Consider the following 20,455-nt stretch of genomic DNA (forward strand, 5'->3'; position numbering starts at 1 on the left):
AGATAATGTAAGCAAATTATTAATGTCCGCTTCTGGCGCAGGGTGGACTGTCAGCTTAGGTTAAGCTTTCTGCAGTAAAAGTGCCAGATCAAGTTTGAGCTAATACAGATAAATACATTTTAAGTGGCCTATACCCGGTAGCCACTTAATCTGAAATATAAACAATGGTAGGTAATTAAAATCTATACTTCTTAAGAAGATCTTTATGACGTTCTACTTCTTTTGAATACCATTTGAGACTCCATGACCAGCCATCCTCTCTGGGTTTACAATCCGTGCATTTATCACAATTTGATTGTTTGAAACTATTACCGAAATCATAGCTGCCAGTACTATCATATAATTGACTTAATAAATTTCCGGTTCCTTGTGCATGTCTGTGCTTTAAGCAGATCAAAAGATGCATGCCACCTAGAGAGTGCATTCTCAATGATTGGGCAAATATTCCTCCGGGACGATAATGAACAAATAAATGCTCACAATTTTTCATTATATTTGTGGGGTCATAATTAGCAAATCCAATTTTAAGGAATTCATGATGTTCTCCTTGTGGGTCATCAGGATCCATTCCTAGATTTTTAGCCATACTCAAGAAGTATTCTTTTTGCTCTTCAGTTGTAAGGTCATAAAAATCTTTTTGACTGTCAAGACTGATAACATGATTCTCTATTTCTGTTAGGGCTTCCTCAAAATCAGGAAAAGTTGAAAGAATCATCTTCCGATGGGGTTGGGTTGCTTTAGGATTTTCTTTTAGCAAGGTGGCAGTAAGGAAGTATAATTTTTCAATTTTTTCAATATCTTTTGATAATACACAATATGTCATTACTAATAATGACATTCTTTCATACCAATCATCTAGAAAATCAATTGTTTCCTTCGAACCCCGTGCTTCATGGATTCCTTTGAATATTAAAATCGACGCATAGATATCAACAAAAAAATCTGCAAGTATGTGATATTGCTCGTTTCTTGTCATCCTATTACATAACTCAATGATCTTTTGTAGGGATATGCAGCAATCTCTATACATTATTTGAGTTTGATCATTGAAAATATAACGCTCTAAAGATTCTTCTTCAAAGTGATTGACGGAATGATGGGTCGCATGAAGCTGATCCAACTGAGCCTTAAATTTTGCTTTCCGTGATTTACCAAAAGCAATTAATCTGTGAATCCGGCTTTTTTGCTCTCTAGCTAATAATATTAAATGTTGGCAAATATAAAAATTTTCTCTGTAAACTTCTCTTTTAATATTAGTATAAGGAGAGATTTGGAATGCTTGTAAGTAATATAAAACTGCTATAAATCTATCTTTTGCAGGAACTATTGGTGAATGGCTTATTTCGTTAGATCGTTCAAAAACAGCATCATATTTTCTTTCAGATAAAAGATTATCCAACTGCTGATGATACGCTTTATATAATGCTTCACCTATATCTTCAATTTTCTTATCGAGAGTTGAAGGGCTAATTATTGGATATCTGACAACAGAATCTTTAAGCCCCTTAATGTTCAAGTAATCCCAACAATCTATGGCAGCGTCTAATATTTTATTTGCTGATGCTATGTCTTTTCTGATCAGTGTATTTTCAATTGGGATATGAACTTGAACTGTATCATTTTGATTAGATTTTGATGCCTTTTCTCTTAATGTTTCATTGTTTGTTATTGGGAGCCAAAATATTTTCTCTGATGTGATCTCTACCACAACTAAAATAACAGGTACTTTAAATTCAAAGTAATATCTCAAACGCTCTGTTTTGAGAGTAAATGATAATAAGCTATTGTCATGAATATAGGTTGATTTCTCTTCACCCTTAATCTGAACTTTGAAAACACTCTCTTTCCCAAGAGCTTTGCCACTACCATCTTTGAGTTCAATTTCTCCATCAATACCAAAATCATTTTGATCCTCTTGACTTCGGAAAATCCAATGGCTTGGTAAGTTGTATTCAAAAATACGCCCGGCTTCAGTTCCAATCTCTCCTGCGTTCATCAGGCCCCTCAATCTTGTTTTTTTCTTGTGGTCTTATAATACCATGCTCATACAATAAAACAGTATCTCAACTGTAGCCATTGCTCTTACCTCCACTAAGACAATGCGGATGGTAGCAATATCAATCCAGTGTTAGGCTCATGCTTCTGTTGGGCACGCCACTGCTAGACACAATCCGCTATTGTGCGGCGTGTTCAAAAGGAGCTCTCGGCAAGTAATAATCTCCCACTACGAACACAAAAAATCCATTGGGGGTATCTTTGGGGGTATCAACAAAGCTGAAACAGTTAATTCTTATTAGTAATCAATAAAATAGTGTATAGGTATTGTTCCTATTATCGCACTCTCTAATAAAATCAATGAATTATGTTAAAATACCCAAGAAATTGTATCTTCTTAAATCACATCCTAACGCCTGTGTGTTGTACTGGCTTTGGTATCGTACAACATATGGGCAGGTAGTTACCAGGCTCAACCCTGTACAGATTTTCCTTTGAAGCCAGAAGACGCCGCCAGCGTCTCTAATCCTCATACCGAAACCCTTAGCAAAGTTCCGTGCTTCATGCGGCGCATCAATGATGCAACACGTCGAGATGACGTTGCAGAGAATAAACAGGCATAATTGTTGGGAAGACTAACCGGATCGGGAGAGAATCCGGCTCTGCCACGGTTTCGATCATCGGAGTATAACGATCACCTGATAAGAAAACGTGCTAAGGCTTTATCCTCCCTGTGAAGGGAGCATATTACCTGCGGATGTCGCTCCGCCCTTTCTTATGTGCCCAACACGGCACGTAATGGTCACATATTACCTTTTGATGTCGAACCCGTTGTATCTTTACTTGTAACTTGGATGTTTCTTAATCTGCCTTTGTAACCCACAGGAGGCGCAATCATGAACAAATCAGCGTCAACTAAGCGCAACAATCGCAAGATCCATGCTCGTAAGCTTCTGGCAACACCACAGGGCAAAGCATTGCTCGAACGCAAGAGAGGCTGAGTTGAAACTTGTTTCTGGTGCAAGAAAATTTATCTAACGGGGCTTTATGGCTTGTATTGTCCAAAATCTGTTAGTTGCATAAAAGATGGGCGAAAGATAACCTTAGTAGCATTCAGTTTACTCTTCCTGTTGTGATCAGAAACATCACAAAATGACAATACTTTTAAGGGGTTGAAATAAATGGCTGAGTATTATCCTGCAGAATACGGAAAAAAAGAGTTTAACTGCCCTTGTTGTAATGTATTTGCTCATCAAGATTTTTTTCCATTGGTTTATAAACCCTACAGTTACTCTAACGAAACGAGATCTGGAAATGTGGTTGTATCACTGTGTAGCCACTGTAACAAACTAGCACATTGGTATAATGAATCTTTGATTATTCCTGCATCTGGTACTGTAGAGATGCCAAACCCCGATATGCCAGAGGACTGTAAGTCTGACTATATGGAAGCCAGAAGTATCGTCAATTTATCTCCTAAGGGGGCTGCTGCACTTCTGCGCTTGAGTCTTCAGAAGTTAATGGTCCACCTAGGTGAACCAGGAAAACACATCGATACGGACATTAAGTCACTTGTAGCTAAAGGCCTGTCTCCACTAGTTCAGAAAGCCGCTGATATATGTAGAATAGTAGGTAATCAGGCAGTCCATCCGGGCGAAATTAATCTGGATGACGACCCGCAATTGGCTCATGGTCTCTTCAGATTGCTCAACATCATAGTTACTGAGCAGATTACTAGGCCAAAAGAGGTTGAGGCTATGTTTAACAGCATGCCGGAACGGGCAAGAAAGGGTATCGAAAACAGAGATAAACAAATATAACCCTAGAGTAATTGAAATATAACACACAGCAAGGAATTAAAATGTCTGATAAGAAAATTATCAAAATAAAATACTTCCATCATGGGATATGGAAAGAGGAGGATTATGAATCTGACGGGTATGATCAGATTAATGGAGTTTTAGAGGGGTTAGCGTCACGTTATGTTCCCGCATCCTCAATACCTCGTGGAGTATTTCCTAAACCAGATTTTCCTAAGCGAGATCTTACTAAACAGGGGATCACTAAGGTATATGTTATGTTCGAAGATAGTGATTGGTTAGAAATAGATTCTAAAGATCTGTTTGAGGTTTGAACTGAGGGGCATCATGCCCCTTTCATGTGGTATTGTCATTCTGAACGATTAAGCCAGAACTCAGGCCTACGTAATTCTTTATTCTCAAGGAAATATCCTATATCCTCCCAAAGTTCTTGATTGTTTATCCAGAACAAGGTTTTTTCTTCCTGTGTTAATGAAACACTTCTATCAACTAAATTTTGAATAGAATGATATATTTTTTGGTGATTACTTTCCTTTAAAATAGAATGTAAATTTTCTATCTCAAGATCTACTTTTCTTAAATCCTCAAACATCTCGTTTTGTTTTATCAAGTCTGAAATAGTCTCCCCTCCAACCCATTCATCATATTTTCTTTGGGATTCAGTACGATGTGCATAAAGTTTCTGTGAGATTTCACTAACGAGAATATTACACATATCAAACATAGTATAGTGAAACCAATCTTTTTTTATCTTATTAATGTCATGTTCAGTAACACCAATCTTTTTCAGTTCTTTAGATATTGAACTAACTAATGTGTAAAGTTCTTTATTGGGTGTAGCTGTGCCCCAGCGTCCAGTTCTGGCGGCTAAAGAAATAGAAACTTCAGATATTGGTATTGATATATTCCTCAGGCTTTCAAGAACTGTCTCTGCATCATTAATTGTATTTCTTAGCTTTGCTTCTAAACCAAGAACTTTAATTTCCCCCCAATCAAACTGAGTGAGTATTATTAATCCGAAGCCCGTTATTATTATAATTGCCCCGCGAGTGGAATCTAAGCTAAAAGTTGTATACACACCAAATAAAATAAAAGCTAACGCAATGAAAAGAAAAGAACTCTTAATCCAGACACTCTTTAGCATAACTCTATACTCATTGAGATAACGTAGAGATACTATACATTAAAAAAACGCTCTAATTATACTCAGTAAGTCAATTGTACTTCGCATTTATTTCAGTATCGAAAGCCTTCACGCTCGGACAGCGGTAGCCTTTCGGGACTGCTTACACATCCGTCAGGCGTGCCGCACCATAGCGCTGTTTTGCGTCACTGAATGCCTCCCGGACGAGGTTATCACAGACAAGGCGGAACTGCTGACGCCGGTTTATCTGATGACGACGCTGATGCCAGATGTACCAACCGCTATGGGCAATTTGAAGTACACGGCACATAGCTTTGATGCTGAACTCAGCCTGATGTTTTTCGATGAAGACATACTTCATTAGAACTCTTACTGGCCGCCAAAGAGAGCAAGTGAACGGTTCGCCGGGAGTAACAAAATTTTCCCGGCTTCGGTTCATTAAATTTCAGTTTCTTAAGAGAAAATGTGTATAAAAATCAGATTGGTAATTTTTACGTGTGTCGTTAGTTATCATGAATAATCCCACTTAAAATTTTATATCCCTTTACTATCAATAAGTTAAATCAAGCGATGGAGATGTTGGAGTAAAGCTGAACTGAAAAAAACTGAAATTCTTTTCACTCTTTTCAGTTCCCTGCTCGCTGTATATCCCCTGTTGTGGCGCGGTCTGGCGTTATCATTTGTAAAAAATCCCAACTGAAAAATTTTGCGATCTGAAAACCGCAGACGGGTGCAGTCTAGTGCGATTTTGGTCGTTTGAAGTTTCTTTTTGTAATAAAAAATAGTACATTTCCTCTGAGGCGTATCGTAGGTGATTCACCTGCGATCATCCATACCAAATGGGTGCAACTAATTTTGGGAGGCTTAGCCTCTAGTCTGACTAGTCTGTTTACAGGCGTTACTTATTACTACCTTTGGCGCCTCACATTAATTAGGGATTATATGATGAGCGATTTATCTGATAAAATTTGGTGGACAAGAAAAGCAAAAATAAAATCTGAGCGACGCCTTCTTAATTTTGATTACTATTCTCAACTTCTGTTGCTTTGGTATTCAACTTTTTTAGTGTGTTATTCTATTTACACCTTAGTAAAACCTGCTCAAAAGATAGAAGAAGCAGCGATAATGGTTTCTTTGTCAGTGTTAATTTTAGTGTTGACTCTTTTCATCAATAATATGAATTTCAAAGGGCGCGCATTATTAATTAAACAGTGTTACGAACGATTGAGTGTAATACATACAGCATCACTTTCCCATACAAATTCTGCCGAGTTGGATAAAGAATATCAAGCAGTGTTAGGTTCGTCAGAAAACCATTTAGAAAAAGATTTTGCGAAAGCCATAGTTGACGAATATTTTAATACGAATGATAAAAGGCTTTTAACGAAAAAACCTACTTTTATCCATTTCTCCATGATAGCTATGCTTTTTCTTCGTAATGTAGCATCATTTATTTTTCTGTTTCTTTTCCCTTTTATTATCTTGTTTTCATTGAGAGCCGCATGATGAGTGCATATGATATATTTCTCAAGCATTTTCAATTATCTAATTTAAAAAGAATTTACAAAGAAGTGGTTCTGTTATCAGCGGCAACAGGTGTCGATAATATGTCTCATGAAGTTTTTTGGCGCTTTCATGATCACGAAATAGAAACAATTAGAAGAAAGTGTTTGGCTGGTACATATCGCTTCAACAAATACAAACTAAAGCTTATAAGTAAAGGTAAAGGAAAGGCTCCAAGAGAAATTTCAATCCCTACAATTAGAGACCGAATCGCCTTAAGAGCTATTTGTGATTTCTTGCAAGAGGTTTACGCATTTGATTTAAGTTTTGAGTTGCCACAGAATATGGTGGTTAAAGTTAATAATATTATTTTGAGTGAGCAGTATGATTATTTTATGAAGTTTGATGTGGCAAATTTTTATCCGTCAATACGACATAATAAGCTAATATCAAGGCTTAGATCAAAAATTAGAGATAAAAATATATTATCCCTAATAGGTAAAGCAATTAGTTCACCAACGGTTTCTAAGCCTAATGCAAGTGATAAACCTAATGAATGTGGTGTACCTCAAGGATTATCAATTTCAAATATATTGGCAGCAATATACTTGATGAATATTGATAAACATTTTTCATCAAGAGACGATGTTTCATACTTTCGATATGTTGATGACCTAATGATCCTTTGTCGTTCAGATAAGGCAGTATCTTTGATAGAAAGTGTTCTTGTAAAGTTCAGAAGGTTAGGACTTAAAATCTATGATCCTATCAAGAATCCAGAAAAATCTAGTATGGGTTTATTAAATGAAAGTAAGTTTGGTTACTTGGGATATTATTTTAGCGAGGGAGGTAAGGTTTCAGCACGTGATGGTTCTGTTGATAACTTGCGACAATCTATATTATCGATCTTTACAGGGTTTAAACACTCCAGTATTAAAAGTCAGGAGTTTTTAACGTGGCGTATAAATTTGAGGATTACTGGATGTGTATTCCAATCAAAATCAAAAGGATGGTTATACTTTTTCTCAGAAATTAATGATATAACGTTGCTTCATTCTCTAGATGATTTCATTGCTAGACTCTGTAAACGATATAATGTTAACTTGCAATTAAAGTCATTTGTACGTGCTCACTATCAAATTAAACATAAAAGGCGTGAAACCAAATATGTTCCTAATTTTGACAAATATAATCTAGATCAAAAAACTTATGTATTAAATAATTATTTTAATAAAAGCACTGAAAACTTAACGGATGAAGAAATCGAGTATAATTTTAATAAAAGAATAGCTAAACAAGTTAAGGATATTGAAACAGATGTTAAAGATGCTGGCTACTGATATTAATCATCATTAATTTCATCTGATGCTCAGGGATATGATGAGATATAATATTCCCCCTGTTATTGCGCTTCAGCTTTTATTCTTTCGAGAACAAGGTAGCGGGGATAATCAATGGCGAGCCAGGACTACATTATTGCGGGCGGTAAGTATGGCACTTACAACCATTATCAGTTACTGCTGTAAAAGCTGAACCAGGCAAGGCCGGCTATTCAGATATCGGTGCTGAAATTCGGCGGCTGTGAGGTCATCAGTCAGATACCCCGCTACGAAATCGTATGCCGCGGCCGGGAAAGTCCTGGTTTAACAGGCGTGGGCAACTTAACACTTCTTTGCCCTACTTTCCCCGTCGCACCACTAACCAGTGCGACGCGGTCTGCGGAAGTATTGAGGGCGTCAGTCGTTCTGGTGAAGAACGGCATTAACTCCTCCCCATACACTGCTGTTAGTTGTCAGCACTTCAACACTACCAGTCACGCTGTTACGTCGGAATAGAAGATTGTTTTTGCCTGACAAATTGCGAGCATAATCGACAGAACCGTCCGGCAGCGTCACTTTCGTCCCTGACGTCACATATAACCCGGCCTCTACAATGCAGGAATCTCCCAGAGAGATCCCTATCCCTGCATTAGCCCCCAGTAATGAGCCTTTACCTATCTGATTTTTCTGTTTACCGCCACCGGACAGGGTTCCCATTATTGAGGCACCTGCCCCGACATCACTTCCATCACCGACAGTTACCCCCGGGGTGATCCTCCCCTCAACCATGCATTGTCCTAACGTACCTGCATTAAAGTTGATAAAACCTTCATGCATAACAGTCGTTCCCTGAGAAATGTAGGCACCCAGACGAACGCGGTCAGCATCAGCTATACGCACGCCAGAAGGTATAGTGTAGTCAACCATCCTTGGAAATTTATCAACGCTGAATACGGTAAGCTGATGATAATCATCCGCAATAAGGTGACGTAAACGTTGTACATCTTCCGGGAATACTGGGCCTGCACTCGTCCAGGCTACATTTGGCAGGTGCTGAAAAATTCCTTCCAGATTTATTTCATTCGGTTTGTATTCACGGGATGAAAGAAGATGTAAACGGAGATAAGCATCTTCTGTTGACATGATATCCTTTGATATGTCTGTCTCAATTTCGAAGGATTCGCAGCCGATAATTTTATATTTAACGGCAAGACAGGACCGCTTATTCATGTCTCCATTTGGATAATAAGCATCAATTGTCTTGCCGCTGCTGATATCAATGTACCGATTACCCGTTCTCTTGATGATATACGTACTCATTTTTTTGCCTCTGATGTTGTTCTGATAACCGTTCCTTTTTGTATATCAAAGTGATTACCATTACCAACAATCATTTTGTTAACCAGAACTGATACATCGTCCCCTGTTTTATCGGAATTCACCTGATTATAGCGAGAGTTTACATCAATAAAGCGCATTACAAATGCGCGACGTGATAACTGAGGACCCGGTAAAAATCGATTACTTTTATGGAATACGTCTTTATCGAATGCAATTGCATCCCCGGGAGCAAGGCGGTAACGCACCGACTCACAGTCGAATAAGTTACGTGCAAGCCCTGAAATATAAAGAGATTCACTGAACAGATGTGGGATCTTTTCCTGAATAAATGGATAAAGCTCTTTAAATTTTTCTGTTCCTCAGTTCTGAATCTCGATCCAGGAACGGTTTTAAATATGGCAGGAGTCTTATACTTTCTCTCAGTAAGCGATTTGGTTACTTTGGATTGTAATTTATAAAACTCATGACCAGAGAATGCTTGTGTTGAAAGCAGATTCATCTCGCCATTCTGCTTTTCTGGATCAACATCATCAATTGCAATGGCCCGTGCAGGTGAAAGTGCTGACACAACGATCGCATAGCGTTAGTGCTGAAGCAGGATCCCCGCCCTGAAAGACGGGGATATAAGGGGGTTCCGCTAACGGCCCGCATTCCCCCTCTCTTCAGAAGAAGCCAGGCAGGCGGTAAGGCGTCGCTTTATTTGACCTTTCTTATCGCCTTCGGCTGTTTTACAGACTTTTCGGATGCCTGTGTCTTCAGCTTTTCAATATACGCGTTCACATTCCGGGCTCGCCGTACTGCTCTCGTCCCCACTGCAACGCAGTATTAATCAACCTCTCCAGCAGTTGTTGCGCCTGCTGCCCTTTCTCCGGAAGATAAGCAAAGCTCTCCTCATCCATATAGCAGCACTGGGCCATTTCTAGCTGAACAGCATGAATATGGTTGGCGGGATCGCCATAGTGACGGGTGATATATCCGCCCTTAAAGCGGCCATTGAGTATCCGGCTATACTGCGGGAACGCATTGCAGCTTGCCAGCAGCGCCTGGCTGAGCTGCGTCGAACAGCTGGCGCCGTCCGCCGTACCAAAGTTCAGATCCGGCAGCCGCCCTTCAAACAAGCGCGGCACCACGGATTTGATCGAGTGCGCATCCCACAACAGCGCATAGCCAAATTTCTCACGCAGGCGTGCCAGTTCAGCGGCAAGCGCCTGGTGATAAGGCTGCCAGACCTGTTTTAGGATCGCGTCCTTCGCCGCCGCGTCAGGCGCACCGCCCGGCACGAACAGGGCTTCTCCGTCAAAAAAGATATCGGTAAACAGCCCGGTTGTCGCCGTGCTGTAAAGCGGTTTATCATCCGCCGGGCGATTGATATCCACCACATAGCGGGAATAACGGGCGCATAACGTGCTGGCTCCCATGTCCGCGATGGTCTGATAGAGCAAGGGAATATGCCAGTCGGTATCTTCCAGACGCTTCGCCCTCGGCGTGAGCCCCTGGTCGACTTCGGGGGTTAATAACGTTCCCGGGTGGGGCATACTGACCAGAAGCGGCAGGTTCCCCTGCTGCAAATCAAACGCCTTAATCACAATAAACCTCCTTACCTTGATAAATCATCTGTTTCGAAAGGGAGCCTCCCAGCCAGTAGCTTAGCTCCGCCGGATGAGCGATATCCCACGCCACGAAGCTGGCCTCTTTTCCGGCTTCCAGAGAACCACAAACTGTATCCAGCCCCAGCGCCTTCGCGCCGTTAAGCGTCACGCCAGCCAACGCCTCTTCCGGCGTCATGCGGAATAGCGTACAGGCCATATTCATCATCAGACGCAGGGACAACACCGGCGAGGTGCCGGGATTTAAATCGCTGGCGAGGGCAATCGGCACCCGGTACTGACGCAGCAGATCCAGCGGCGGTAGCTGTTTCTCACGCAGGAAGTAATAGGCGCCCGGCAGCAGCACCGCCACTGTCCCATGGCGTGCCATTGCGGCGATATCTTCTTCGCACAAATATTCCAGATGATCCGCCGACAGCGCATGGTAGCGAGCGGCCAACGCCGCCCCATGCTGTAGCGTTAGCTGTTCAGCATGGAGCTTCACTGGCAGCCCCAGTTCCCGGGCCTTCTGAAAGACCCGCTCCACTTGCGAGGGCGAAAATGCCAGGTGTTCGCAGAACGCATCTACCGCATCCACCAGCCCTTCCTGATGCAGTTCCGGCAGCAGTCGTTCGCAAATATAGTCAATCCAGGCATCCGCCCGCTCCTGATACTCGACGGGCACCGCATGGGCCGCCAGGCAGGTACTGCGCACGGTCAGCGGCAATATGTCGCCTAAACGGCGGATCACCCGCAGCATTTTACGTTCGTTAGCCAGATCCAGGCCGTAGCCGGATTTGATCTCCAGCGCCGTTACGCCGTCCCGGCACAGCTCCCGGATACGCTGCCGCGCGCTCTCCAGCAACTGGCTTTCGCTGGCCTGTCGCGTGGCGTTGACTGTACTGGCGATCCCGCCGCCGCCAGCCGCGATCTCCGCATAGCTCGCCCCGTTGAGACGCATTTCAAATTCCCGGGCCCGGTCGCCGCCAAACACCGCGTGGCTATGACAATCCACCAGTCCCGGCGTGACCACCCTGCCCTGTAAATCCACCCGCTGCGCAACGGGTAAGTCCGGCAATTCTGCCCAGTTCCCGACCCATAACAGCACTGCGCCGTCGGTCAGCATCGCGCCATCGTCAAGCAACTGATAATGCCCAGCGGCCATGGTGGCGATCCGGCAGTGGTGCCAAAGGGTATACATGACGCTCTCCTTTAACGACTGATGGCGGCGCCAGCCGCCGCTGCGGACTGCGCTTTGCGCAGGACATAGTAGAGCCCCGCCGGTAGCGCCAGCCCAATGAGCCAGGAGATATCGATACCGCCCAGCATCTTCACAAATGGGCCGGAATAGAATCCACTATCAATAAACGGCGTCTGTACCGCCACTCCAACGAGATAAACCCCGAGCCCCGTCACATTCCACGCCCGATATTTCCCGTTCGGATCGTTCAGCGCCTCCATGTCTATCGCCTGATGGTTGAAGAAATAGTAATCCACCAGGTTAATCGCGCTCCACGGTGTAAAGAAAGTCAACAGGAACAACAGGAAGGATTTAAAAGCCGACAGGAAAGAGTGTTGCCCGATAATCGCGATAGCGGTCGCCAGGGTAATAATCATCGCCAGCACCAGCAGACGTACCGACTGGCTTATGCGCACTCGCTGCTTCCCGCAGCTGTACACCGTCGCCAGGCACATCAGGCTGCCGTAGGCATTCAGGGTATTGATCGTCAGTTTACCAAACGCGATGCTCAGATATAACAGCGTGGCAATCGCGCCGGTGCCGCCCAGGCCGACGATATAGTCCACCTCATGACCGACCAGTTTTCCCTGAGAGAGAGCGGCAGCCAGCACCCCGACGGTCATGGCGGTTTGCGCACCAATCACCGAACCGCTCCCGACGGCGAAAAAGACCTTCCCGGGAGAGGTGCTGCGCGGCAGATAGCGGGAATAATCGGCAACATAGGGGCCAAAGGTGATCTGCCAGGAAGCCGCAAGGCCGGTGGCGGTTAAAAACGTACTCCAGCTAAAGGGTCGGATACTCAGCAGGTCGCCAATAGCCGGAAAGGAACTGATTTTCCACAGCAGGTAGATAAACGCGATAATCCCCACCAGGCTCGCCAGCTTACCCAACAGGTGGATCAACCGATAGCCGACATAGGCGATAACCAGTGTGGCGGCAGCAAAAAGCAGAATGCCGCTGGTTTCCGTAGTATGGAAAACCGCTGAGATCGCCTGGCCGGACAGCACCGCCCCGGTGGCGATAAAGCCAAGGTACATCAGGCAGACCAGCAGAATCGGCAGGCAGGCGCCGTAGACGCCGAACTGTACCCGGCTGCTGATCATCTGTGGTATCCCCAGCTGCGGCCCTTGCGCGGCATGCAATGCCATCACAATCCCACCGGCAATCTGCCCCAGCATAAGACCGGCCAGCGACCAGAAAACATCCCCGCCGAATACAATAGTTAATGCGCCAGTGACCATGGCGGTGATTTGCAGGTTAGCCCCCAGCCACAGGGTGAACTGGCTAAAAATGCTACCGTGGCGTTCACCGTCAGGGATGGGTTCAATAGAACGTGTTTCGATGTATGTTGTGTTGTTATTATTCATGGCAGCACTCCGGTGAGGCGAAGGGGATACATTGTCCCCTTCGCCGGAGAAATTAGTCCGCAATCATTGGCAAGTTGAGTCCTTGCTCTCTGGCGCATTCAATCGCGATGTCATAACCCGCATCCGCATGGCGCATCACACCGGTGGCCGGGTCGTTGCTCAGCACCCGGGCGATGCGCTCCGCCGCTTCATCGCTGCCGTCGCATACAATGACGACGCCGGAGTGCTGGGAGAAGCCCATCCCTACGCCGCCGCCATGGTGCAGGGAAACCCAGGTCGCGCCACTGGCGGTATTCAGCAGCGCGTTCAGCAACGGCCAGTCGGAGACCGCGTCGGAGCCGTCCTGCATCGCTTCCGTTTCGCGGTTAGGGCTGGCAACAGAGCCGGAGTCAAGATGATCGCGGCCGATCACGATCGGTGCCGACAGCTCGCCGCTGCGGACCATTTCGTTAAACGCCAGGCCCAGCCGGGCGCGCTGTCCCAGGCCGACCCAGCAGATCCGGGCCGGCAGCCCCTGGAAGCTGATGCGCTCTCTGGCCATATCCAGCCAGTGGTGGAGGTGTTCATCATCGGGTATCAGCGCTTTAACTTTCGCGTCGGTGCGGTAGATATCCTGCGGATCGCCGGAAAGCGCCGCCCAGCGGAATGGGCCAATCCCCCGGCAGAACAGCGGACGAATATAGGCGGGAACAAAGCCTGGGAAGTCAAAAGCGTTTTCCACCCCCATCTCTTTCGCCATCTGGCGGATGTTGTTGCCGTAATCGAAGGTGGGAATGCCCTGCTGCCTGAAGGCGAGCATGGCTTTAACGTGTTCGGCCATTGAGGATTTCGCCGCGTTGATCGTCTCCACCGGGTGGGACTGCGCGCGAGCGCGGTAGTCTTCCCAGCTCATGCCCAGCGGCAGATAACCGTTGAGGGGATCGTGTGCGCTGGTCTGGTCGGTCACCATATCCGGGCGCACGCCGCGTCTTACCAGCTCCGGTAAAATTTCCGCCGCGTTGCCATGTAGCGCGATGGATACCGCTTCTCCTTTTGCGGTATAGCGGGCGATGCGGGCCAGGGCGTCATCCAGATCGCTGGCCTGCTCATCGACATAGCCGGTACGCAGACGGAAGTCGATACGCGACTGCTGGCATTCAATATTCAGCGAACAGGCTCCCGCCAGGGTTGCGGCCAGCGGCTGAGCGCCGCCCATCCCCCCCAGGCCCGCTGTCAGCACCCAGCGTCCGCGCAGGCTACCGTTATAGTGCTGGCGCCCGGCTTCCACAAACGTTTCGTAAGTGCCCTGAACAATGCCCTGGCTGCCGATGTAGATCCATGAGCCGGCCGTCATTTGCCCGTACATCGCCAGACCTTGTGCATCAAGCTCGTTGAAGTGCTCCCAGTTTGCCCAGTGCGGTACGAGGTTGGAGTTGGCGATCAGCACCCGCGGGGCGTTGTCGTGGGTTTTGAAAACCCCCACCGGTTTACCGGACTGGATCAGCAGCGTTTCATCATCATCGAGCTGCTTCAGGGTCTCAACGATCTTGTCGTAGCATTCCCAGTTTCGGGCCGCCCGGCCAATACCGCCGTACACCACCAGCTCTTTTGGATTTTCGGCGACATCAGGATCCAGGTTGTTCATCAGCATGCGCAGCGGCGCCTCTGTGAACCAACTTTTTGCGTTCAGCTTAGTGCCTCGCGGGGCTCTGATTTCAACATCGCGAAAACGGGTTGCTTGTTTACTCATGCGCTTTACCTTCTTATCCGTTACCTGTCATATGTTAATTAATTGTTAGTTTTGTTATTTGCATTTTAATTGTATATACATGATAAGCATATTGGATGCCAGGTTAGAAATTAATTTATAAAACCAATAAAATTCAACAAATTAACATAAAAACAGAAGGACATACTGCGCTATACACTCGTGAACACACCGTGATGATGGGCCATTTTGGTGCAAAAATACAGCTCTTCGCCTTATTTTTGTGCACTAAAACATCACAAAAAGATAACACTAGTGCATTTTCTATCTCGTCATGACTTCTTATCTCGCCATAGACGGCAGTGCCAGATAACGCAAATAGACTATAAGCAATTGTTTTAAATTAACTAAATAACCATCTCATTGCATATCCCTCTGGCAGTGGCACAAGTTTTGCTAGTTGTACATACAAGATTATACATAGCAGCATTTTGTCGCGTGACTCCCCTGCATTCGGGAACACCACACACAACAATCAGAGGCGTGAAGATGATTACCTTCCAGAATGTGACTAAGCACTACGACAACGGTTCGGTCGTAGTAGATGGCCTTAGCCTGGTAGCGCCGGGTGGCAAAATTACGGTATTTGTCGGCCCTTCGGGCTGTGGAAAAACCACCTCACTGCGGATGATTAACCGGTTAGTGGAACCGTCATCGGGCCGGATCCTGCTTAACGGCGAAGCCACCGAGCAAATGGATATCGTGCAACTGCGCCGCCGTATTGGCTATGTCATTCAAAATGCAGGTTTATTCCCCCACAAAAACATTATCGACAACATTGCCACCACCGCGATTCTCAACGGCGCCGCCAAAAGTAAAGCCAGAGCAAGGGCCGGGGAATTACTGGAAGTCGTCGGTCTGGATCCGCAAATCGCCAAACGCTTCCCCTGGCAGCTTTCCGGAGGCCAGCAGCAGCGCGTGGGCGTTGCCCGCGCCCTGGCGGCAGACCCGGAGTTTATGTTGATGGACGAACCGTTCAGCGCGGTCGACCCGGTGGTCCGCGAACAGCTGCAGGAAGAGTTTTTGCGTATTCAGAAAGAGGTGAGCAAAACCATCATTATGGTCACTCACGATATTGATGAAGCCATGAAGCTCGGCGACCTGGTCGCGGTACTTAAACCTGGCGGCAAGCTGGCGCAGATGGCCTCTCCAGGCGAACTGCTCAATACGCCGCAAAACGCCTTTGTGGCGGACTTTATCGGCAAAGACAGAGGCTATCGCAAACTGAGTTTCCACGCCGCCGACACAGAAACCGGGTTACGCGACGAGCCCTATGCCGAGCTGGATTGTTCCTTCGAGCAGGCCAAAGAGATGGCCATCGACCGCTGGCTGCTGGTTACCCAAAACGGCAAAGCGTTTGGCTGGTTCGACACCCATCAGCCGGCAACAGCAATTACCCACGACAACATCAATCTGGGGGCGACGTTCCACCAGCAGGGGAGCCCGTTGCGCCATTTGCTGGACGCTGCGCTGAGCTCGCCCAACCACCGGGCCGTGATCGTCGATGAACGGCAAATCCCGCAGGGGACCATCCACCTCGATCAAGTACTCGACATGTGTAAATCCACGCACCAGGAGGGAGCATGAGATTCGATTGGCTATGGGCGCAGAGCGATAAAATCTTCAACCTGTTTCTCTGGCACAGCTATCTCGCAATTGTGCCGGTAGTGATAGGGTTAATTCTGGCGATCCCTGTAGGCTGGGGCATTCACCACCTGCCATCGGTCAAGTCGGCGATCGTTAACCTGTTTGGCCTACTCTATACCATTCCCTCCCTGGCGCTGTTTGTGCTGCTGCCCCCGCTGCTCCACACGCAGATTCTGGACCCCATTAATGTTGTGGTCGCACTGACCATCTACAGCTTTGCGCTACTGGTTCGCACCGTCTGCGACGGGCTGGACTCCGTATCGGCCGATACCCGTCAGTCCGCGGCAGCGCTCGGGTATAAACCCGCTCAGCAGTTTTTCCAGATCGACCTGCCGCTGGCCGTGCCGGTGATTGGTTCCGGCCTGCGCGTTGCCGTGGTGTCTAACGTCAGTATCGTTTCCGTCGCGGCATTAATTGGCGCACCGCAGCTCGGCTCGCTGTTTACCCTGGGCTTCCAGCTGCAATTTCTGACGCCCATCATCGCCGGGATCGCGCTCAGCATCATTCTGGCGCTGCTGCTGGATATGCTGGTGGTTTACGCCACTCGTCAACTCAGCCGCTGGCAACCTCAGAGAGGATAATTATGCTTACCTGGTTTATGGATCCCATCCACTGGTTTGGTGAGGGCGGCATTTTCCCCCTTCTGGCGCAGCACATCAGCTATAGCGCTGTCGCTCTGGCGATCGCCTTTATCATCGCGTTTCCCGTCGGCTGCTACACCGGCCATACCGGCAAAGGGGAAGGCCTGCTCATCGGTACCACCAACGCCCTGCGCTCCCTGCCCTCATTTGGGCTGATTATTCTGCTGGTGATTTTACTTTCCGGCGAGTTTGAGTCCGATATGGCCTTTATTCTGCCCTGTATTCTGGTGCTGGTGGCGCTGGCGCTCCCGCCGATTGCGCTGGGTGTGCATGCGGGTATTCGCGCGCTCGATCCCTATGTCCTTGATGCCGCTCGCGGCATGGGGATGACGCGGCTGCAGATCCTGCTACAGGTGGAGTTGCCCTGCGCGCTTCCGCTGATCCTCTCCGGCGTGCGCAGCGCCACGTTGCAGATTATTTCCACCGCCACCATCGCAGCCTATGTCTCGCTGGGGGGATTCGGACGTCTGATTATTGACGGACGCGCGGCGAACGATTTCAGCCAGATGATCGCCGGCGCCATGCTGGTGGCGCTACTGGCTTTACTGATCGACTGCTTGTTCTCTGTCTCGCAAAAAATAGTCGTTTCACCCGGTATTACCCGGCGTATTAAAAACCCATAACCTCATTCCACTGCTCAAAAGGATACCTCAATGAATATGAAAAAACGTATTTTGACGCTGTGTTCAGCGCTGCTGCTGTCGGCGACCTCATCGGCCTGGGCCGCGCCGAAAGTCATTGTCGGTTCTGCAGACTTCCCGGAAAGCCAACTGCTGGGCACCATTTATGCGGGTGCGTTAGAAGCGCAAAATATCCCGGTGGAGAAAAAGCTGAACATCGGCAGCCGCGAAGTGTATATCCCGGCGCTGCTGGACGGTTCCATCACGCTGATCCCGGAATACAGCGGCGCGCTGTTGAGCTATCTGGATGCGAAAAATGCGGCACACGGTAGTGAGGATGTCGCCAGAGAGCTGGCCGCTAAGCTGCCGGAGAAAGTTAAAATGCTGCAGATCTCCCAGGCTCAGGATATCGACGTTCTGGCCGTGACGCAGAAAACCGCCGATAAATATAAACTGAAAACCATCGCCGATTTACAGCCTGTTGCCAGCCAACTGGTGCTGGGCGGCCCGGCGGAATGGAAAACCCGCCATGAGGGGCTCTCCGGCCTGCGCGACGTGTACGGGCTGAACTTTAAGAGTTTTAAAGTGCTGGACGTCGGCGGGCCGCTGACGCTCAGCGCCATGAAAAATAACCAGGTCCAGGTCGCCGATCTGCTTTCAACCTCGCCAGCAATCAAAAAAGATCGCCTTGTCGTGCTGGAAGACACAAAACATCTGTTCGCGGCGCAAAATATTGTGCCAATCGTCGCCAGTGAAGCGCTGAATGACGCCGTGACCACCACGCTGAATAAAGTCTCTGCTCAGCTAACGACTGAAGATCTGATCGACATGAACGAGAAAATTGCCGAATTTGTCAGCATCGACGATATCGCGCATCAGTGGCTGGTAAAACACGGATTTAGCCAATAAGGTCGCAGACATGACAACTCCTCTGAACGGCAGCATTACCCTCGGGCAGGCACCGGGTACTGTGGATGAGATAGTGCGGATTGCCGACGGCGCGCCGATCGCGCTGGAGAAGGCCGCGCTGGATAATATGGCGCGGGTCAGCAGCCGTATTCAGCGCGCCATTGAACAAGGCCAGGTAATCTACGGGCTGACGACCGGCGTCGGCGATCTGGTCACCACCCGGCTGTCCCCGGACAGGATGACGGATACTCAGCTGAATATGCTGCGCAGCCACGCCTGCGGAGTCGGTCCGGACCTGACGGTGCGTGAAGTGCGGGCCATGATGGCGGTGACGTTAAAATCCCTGCTGCAGGGATACAGCGGCGTTACCCCGGCGCTGGCGCAGCGTATCGCCGATATGTTGAACCGTCAGGTCACGCCGTGGTCACCCGCCGGCGGCTCCGTCGGTTATCTGATTGCCACCGCCCATATCGGCCTTGCGGTCTTCGGCGAGGGCAAATGCTGGTATCAGGGAGAACTGCTGCCGGCGCAACAGGCGCTGACGCGGGCGGGTATCCCGCCCTATGTTCCCGGTCCCAGAGAGGGTCACGCGTTGGTCGGCGGTACCTATGAGATCACCGCGCTGGGCTGCCTGGCCGTGGCGGATTTCCAGCGTCTGCTCCCCGTCGCCGATATGGCGGGCGGGATGTGCCTCGAGGCCATGCGGGGCAATACGCGCGGCTACGATGCCCGCCTGCACGCCCTGCGCCCTCATCCCGGACAGCAGGAAACCGCGCAAAACCTGCGCCGCCTGCTAAAAGGCAGCGAGATCCTGGCGCGTTATCGCGACCACCGGGTTCAGGACGCGCTTAGTTTACGCTGTATCCCCCAGATCCACGGCGCGGTGCGCGACCAGCTGGCCCACTGTCGGCAGATTATGACCATCGAACTCAATTCGGTGACCGATAACCCGCTGTTTCTGGTAGAAGAAGACAGGCTTATCGTGATGCCAGGGGGCAACGGTCACGGTGCGCCAACGGCGCTGGCGCTGGATGCGCTGGCCGTTGCGATTGCCCAGTTGAGCACCGCTTCCCAGGCCCGTTGCGACCGAATAACCAATACGCATCTCAGCGGGCTGCCGGCCTTTCTTATCTCGCCGGATTCGGGGTACTCCGGGATGATGATCCCACCCTACGTCGCCGCTGCGCTGGCGGGCGATAACCGCAGTCTGGCCGGCCCGGCCAGTATCCACACGGTATCCACCTGCGCCGGTCAGGAAGATCATGTCAGCATGGGAGTTGCCGCCGCACGTAAAGCGCTTAAGGCGGTAGAAAACGCCGTGGACATCGTCGCCATCGAACTGCTGTGCGCCTGTCAGGCGCTGGAGTTCCATCGCCCGCTGCGTGCCGCCGTGGGCAGCGAGGCGACGCTGGAGAGAGTGCGTCAGGCGGTGCCGTTCCGGGATAAAGATACGCTGCTCTACCCCGATATACATGCGCTACGCGCCCTGATTAATCAGGGCGAACTCAGCGCGATGCTGCAGGCATTGTGCGAAGAGGAGTGACAACAGGCGCCGCAGGAGGAACCTGCGGCGTGA

Annotated in this window: 17 protein-coding genes and 1 pseudogene; 9 read left to right on the forward strand and 9 right to left on the reverse strand. The window is 48.4% G+C overall.

Annotation, left to right across the window (positions count from 1 at the left end; translation table 11 throughout):
• Positions 1-175: 175 nt before the first annotated feature.
• The gene (locus tag ABLU88_RS17075) at positions 176-1,996 is read right to left on the reverse strand and encodes a DUF4365 domain-containing protein (RefSeq protein ID WP_348837262.1); all 1,821 of its coding nucleotides are present in this window, start codon (positions 1,994-1,996) and stop codon (positions 176-178) included.
• Between the two features lie 1,180 nt (positions 1,997-3,176).
• Here ABLU88_RS17075 and ABLU88_RS17080 point away from each other — a divergent pair.
• Both ABLU88_RS17080 and ABLU88_RS17085 read left to right on the forward strand, forming a co-directional pair.
• Positions 3,177-3,815 (forward strand): DUF4145 domain-containing protein, encoded by a 639-nt coding sequence (locus ABLU88_RS17080; RefSeq protein WP_049071843.1) that lies wholly within the window; start codon positions 3,177-3,179, stop codon positions 3,813-3,815.
• A gap of 41 nt (positions 3,816-3,856) precedes the next feature.
• A complete protein-coding gene (locus ABLU88_RS17085; RefSeq protein WP_049071841.1) occupies positions 3,857-4,129 on the forward strand; it encodes a hypothetical protein in 273 nt (90 codons plus the stop codon).
• A gap of 35 nt (positions 4,130-4,164) precedes the next feature.
• Here the strand turns inward: ABLU88_RS17085 and ABLU88_RS17090 are convergent, their stop codons facing one another.
• A complete protein-coding gene (locus tag ABLU88_RS17090) occupies positions 4,165-4,959 on the reverse strand; it encodes a hypothetical protein (protein WP_348837266.1) in 795 nt (264 codons plus the stop codon).
• Positions 4,960-5,107: 148 nt separating this feature from the next.
• Positions 5,108-5,320: pseudogene (locus ABLU88_RS17095) on the reverse strand (IS3 family transposase); the annotation flags it as partial.
• A gap of 581 nt (positions 5,321-5,901) precedes the next feature.
• On the opposite strand from ABLU88_RS17095, the gene ABLU88_RS17100 reads away from it, so the two are divergent.
• The gene (locus ABLU88_RS17100) at positions 5,902-6,465 is read left to right on the forward strand and encodes an SLATT domain-containing protein (RefSeq protein WP_134899154.1); all 564 of its coding nucleotides are present in this window, start codon (positions 5,902-5,904) and stop codon (positions 6,463-6,465) included.
• Entirely contained in the window at positions 6,462-7,802 is a 1,341-nt protein-coding gene (locus ABLU88_RS17105; RefSeq protein WP_348837268.1) for a reverse transcriptase domain-containing protein, read from the forward strand. Before ABLU88_RS17100 ends, ABLU88_RS17105 begins: the two co-directional genes overlap by 4 nt.
• A 396-nt stretch (positions 7,803-8,198) precedes the next feature.
• Here the strand turns inward: ABLU88_RS17105 and ABLU88_RS17110 are convergent, their stop codons facing one another.
• The 6 genes from ABLU88_RS17110 to hutU form a co-directional block, all read right to left on the reverse strand.
• Positions 8,199-9,101 carry a DapH/DapD/GlmU-related protein gene (locus ABLU88_RS17110; protein WP_049070918.1) on the reverse strand — a complete coding sequence of 301 codons (903 nt, stop codon included), beginning with the start codon at positions 9,099-9,101 and terminating at the stop codon, positions 8,199-8,201.
• A complete protein-coding gene (locus ABLU88_RS17115) occupies positions 9,098-9,367 on the reverse strand; it encodes a hypothetical protein (RefSeq protein ID WP_348837272.1) in 270 nt (89 codons plus the stop codon). Before ABLU88_RS17115 ends, ABLU88_RS17110 begins: the two co-directional genes overlap by 4 nt.
• Positions 9,368-9,898: 531 nt before the next feature.
• Positions 9,899-10,708 carry an N-formylglutamate deformylase gene (gene hutG / locus ABLU88_RS17120; protein ID WP_025107233.1) on the reverse strand — a complete coding sequence of 270 codons (810 nt, stop codon included), beginning with the start codon at positions 10,706-10,708 and terminating at the stop codon, positions 9,899-9,901.
• Positions 10,701-11,909, reverse strand: coding sequence for an imidazolonepropionase (gene hutI, locus ABLU88_RS17125; protein ID WP_348837275.1), 1,209 nt, complete (start codon positions 11,907-11,909; stop codon positions 10,701-10,703). Before hutI ends, hutG begins: the two co-directional genes overlap by 8 nt.
• A gap of 11 nt (positions 11,910-11,920) precedes the next feature.
• Entirely contained in the window at positions 11,921-13,315 is a 1,395-nt protein-coding gene (locus tag ABLU88_RS17130; RefSeq protein WP_348837278.1) for a cytosine permease, read from the reverse strand.
• 52 nt (positions 13,316-13,367) lie between these two features.
• Positions 13,368-15,044 (reverse strand): urocanate hydratase, encoded by a 1,677-nt coding sequence (gene hutU / locus ABLU88_RS17135; RefSeq protein ID WP_348837280.1) that lies wholly within the window; start codon positions 15,042-15,044, stop codon positions 13,368-13,370.
• A 507-nt stretch (positions 15,045-15,551) separates the two neighbouring features.
• Between hutU and ABLU88_RS17140 the strand changes: the two genes are divergently transcribed.
• Genes ABLU88_RS17140 through ABLU88_RS17160 form a run of 5 tightly spaced genes read left to right on the forward strand, consistent with a single transcriptional unit; the run spans position 15,552 to position 20,422 of the window.
• A complete protein-coding gene (locus ABLU88_RS17140) occupies positions 15,552-16,649 on the forward strand; it encodes an ATP-binding cassette domain-containing protein (RefSeq protein ID WP_109241007.1) in 1,098 nt (365 codons plus the stop codon).
• Entirely contained in the window at positions 16,646-17,290 is a 645-nt protein-coding gene (locus ABLU88_RS17145) for an ABC transporter permease subunit (RefSeq protein WP_004848024.1), read from the forward strand. The genes ABLU88_RS17140 and ABLU88_RS17145 overlap by 4 nt, the downstream gene beginning before the upstream one ends.
• A 2-nt stretch (positions 17,291-17,292) precedes the next feature.
• Complete coding sequence (locus tag ABLU88_RS17150; protein WP_064405198.1) at positions 17,293-17,973, forward strand: ABC transporter permease; 681 nt, start codon at positions 17,293-17,295, stop codon at positions 17,971-17,973.
• 30 nt (positions 17,974-18,003) lie between these two features.
• The gene (locus ABLU88_RS17155) at positions 18,004-18,879 is read left to right on the forward strand and encodes an ABC transporter substrate-binding protein (protein WP_023329014.1); all 876 of its coding nucleotides are present in this window, start codon (positions 18,004-18,006) and stop codon (positions 18,877-18,879) included.
• 10 nt (positions 18,880-18,889) lie between these two features.
• Positions 18,890-20,422, forward strand: coding sequence for an aromatic amino acid ammonia-lyase (locus ABLU88_RS17160; RefSeq protein ID WP_049080080.1), 1,533 nt, complete (start codon positions 18,890-18,892; stop codon positions 20,420-20,422).
• The last annotated feature ends 33 nt before the right edge of the window (positions 20,423-20,455 follow it).

The organism is Klebsiella sp. GW_Kp182, assembly GCF_040062275.1.
Taxonomy (GTDB): domain Bacteria; phylum Pseudomonadota; class Gammaproteobacteria; order Enterobacterales; family Enterobacteriaceae; genus Klebsiella; species Klebsiella michiganensis.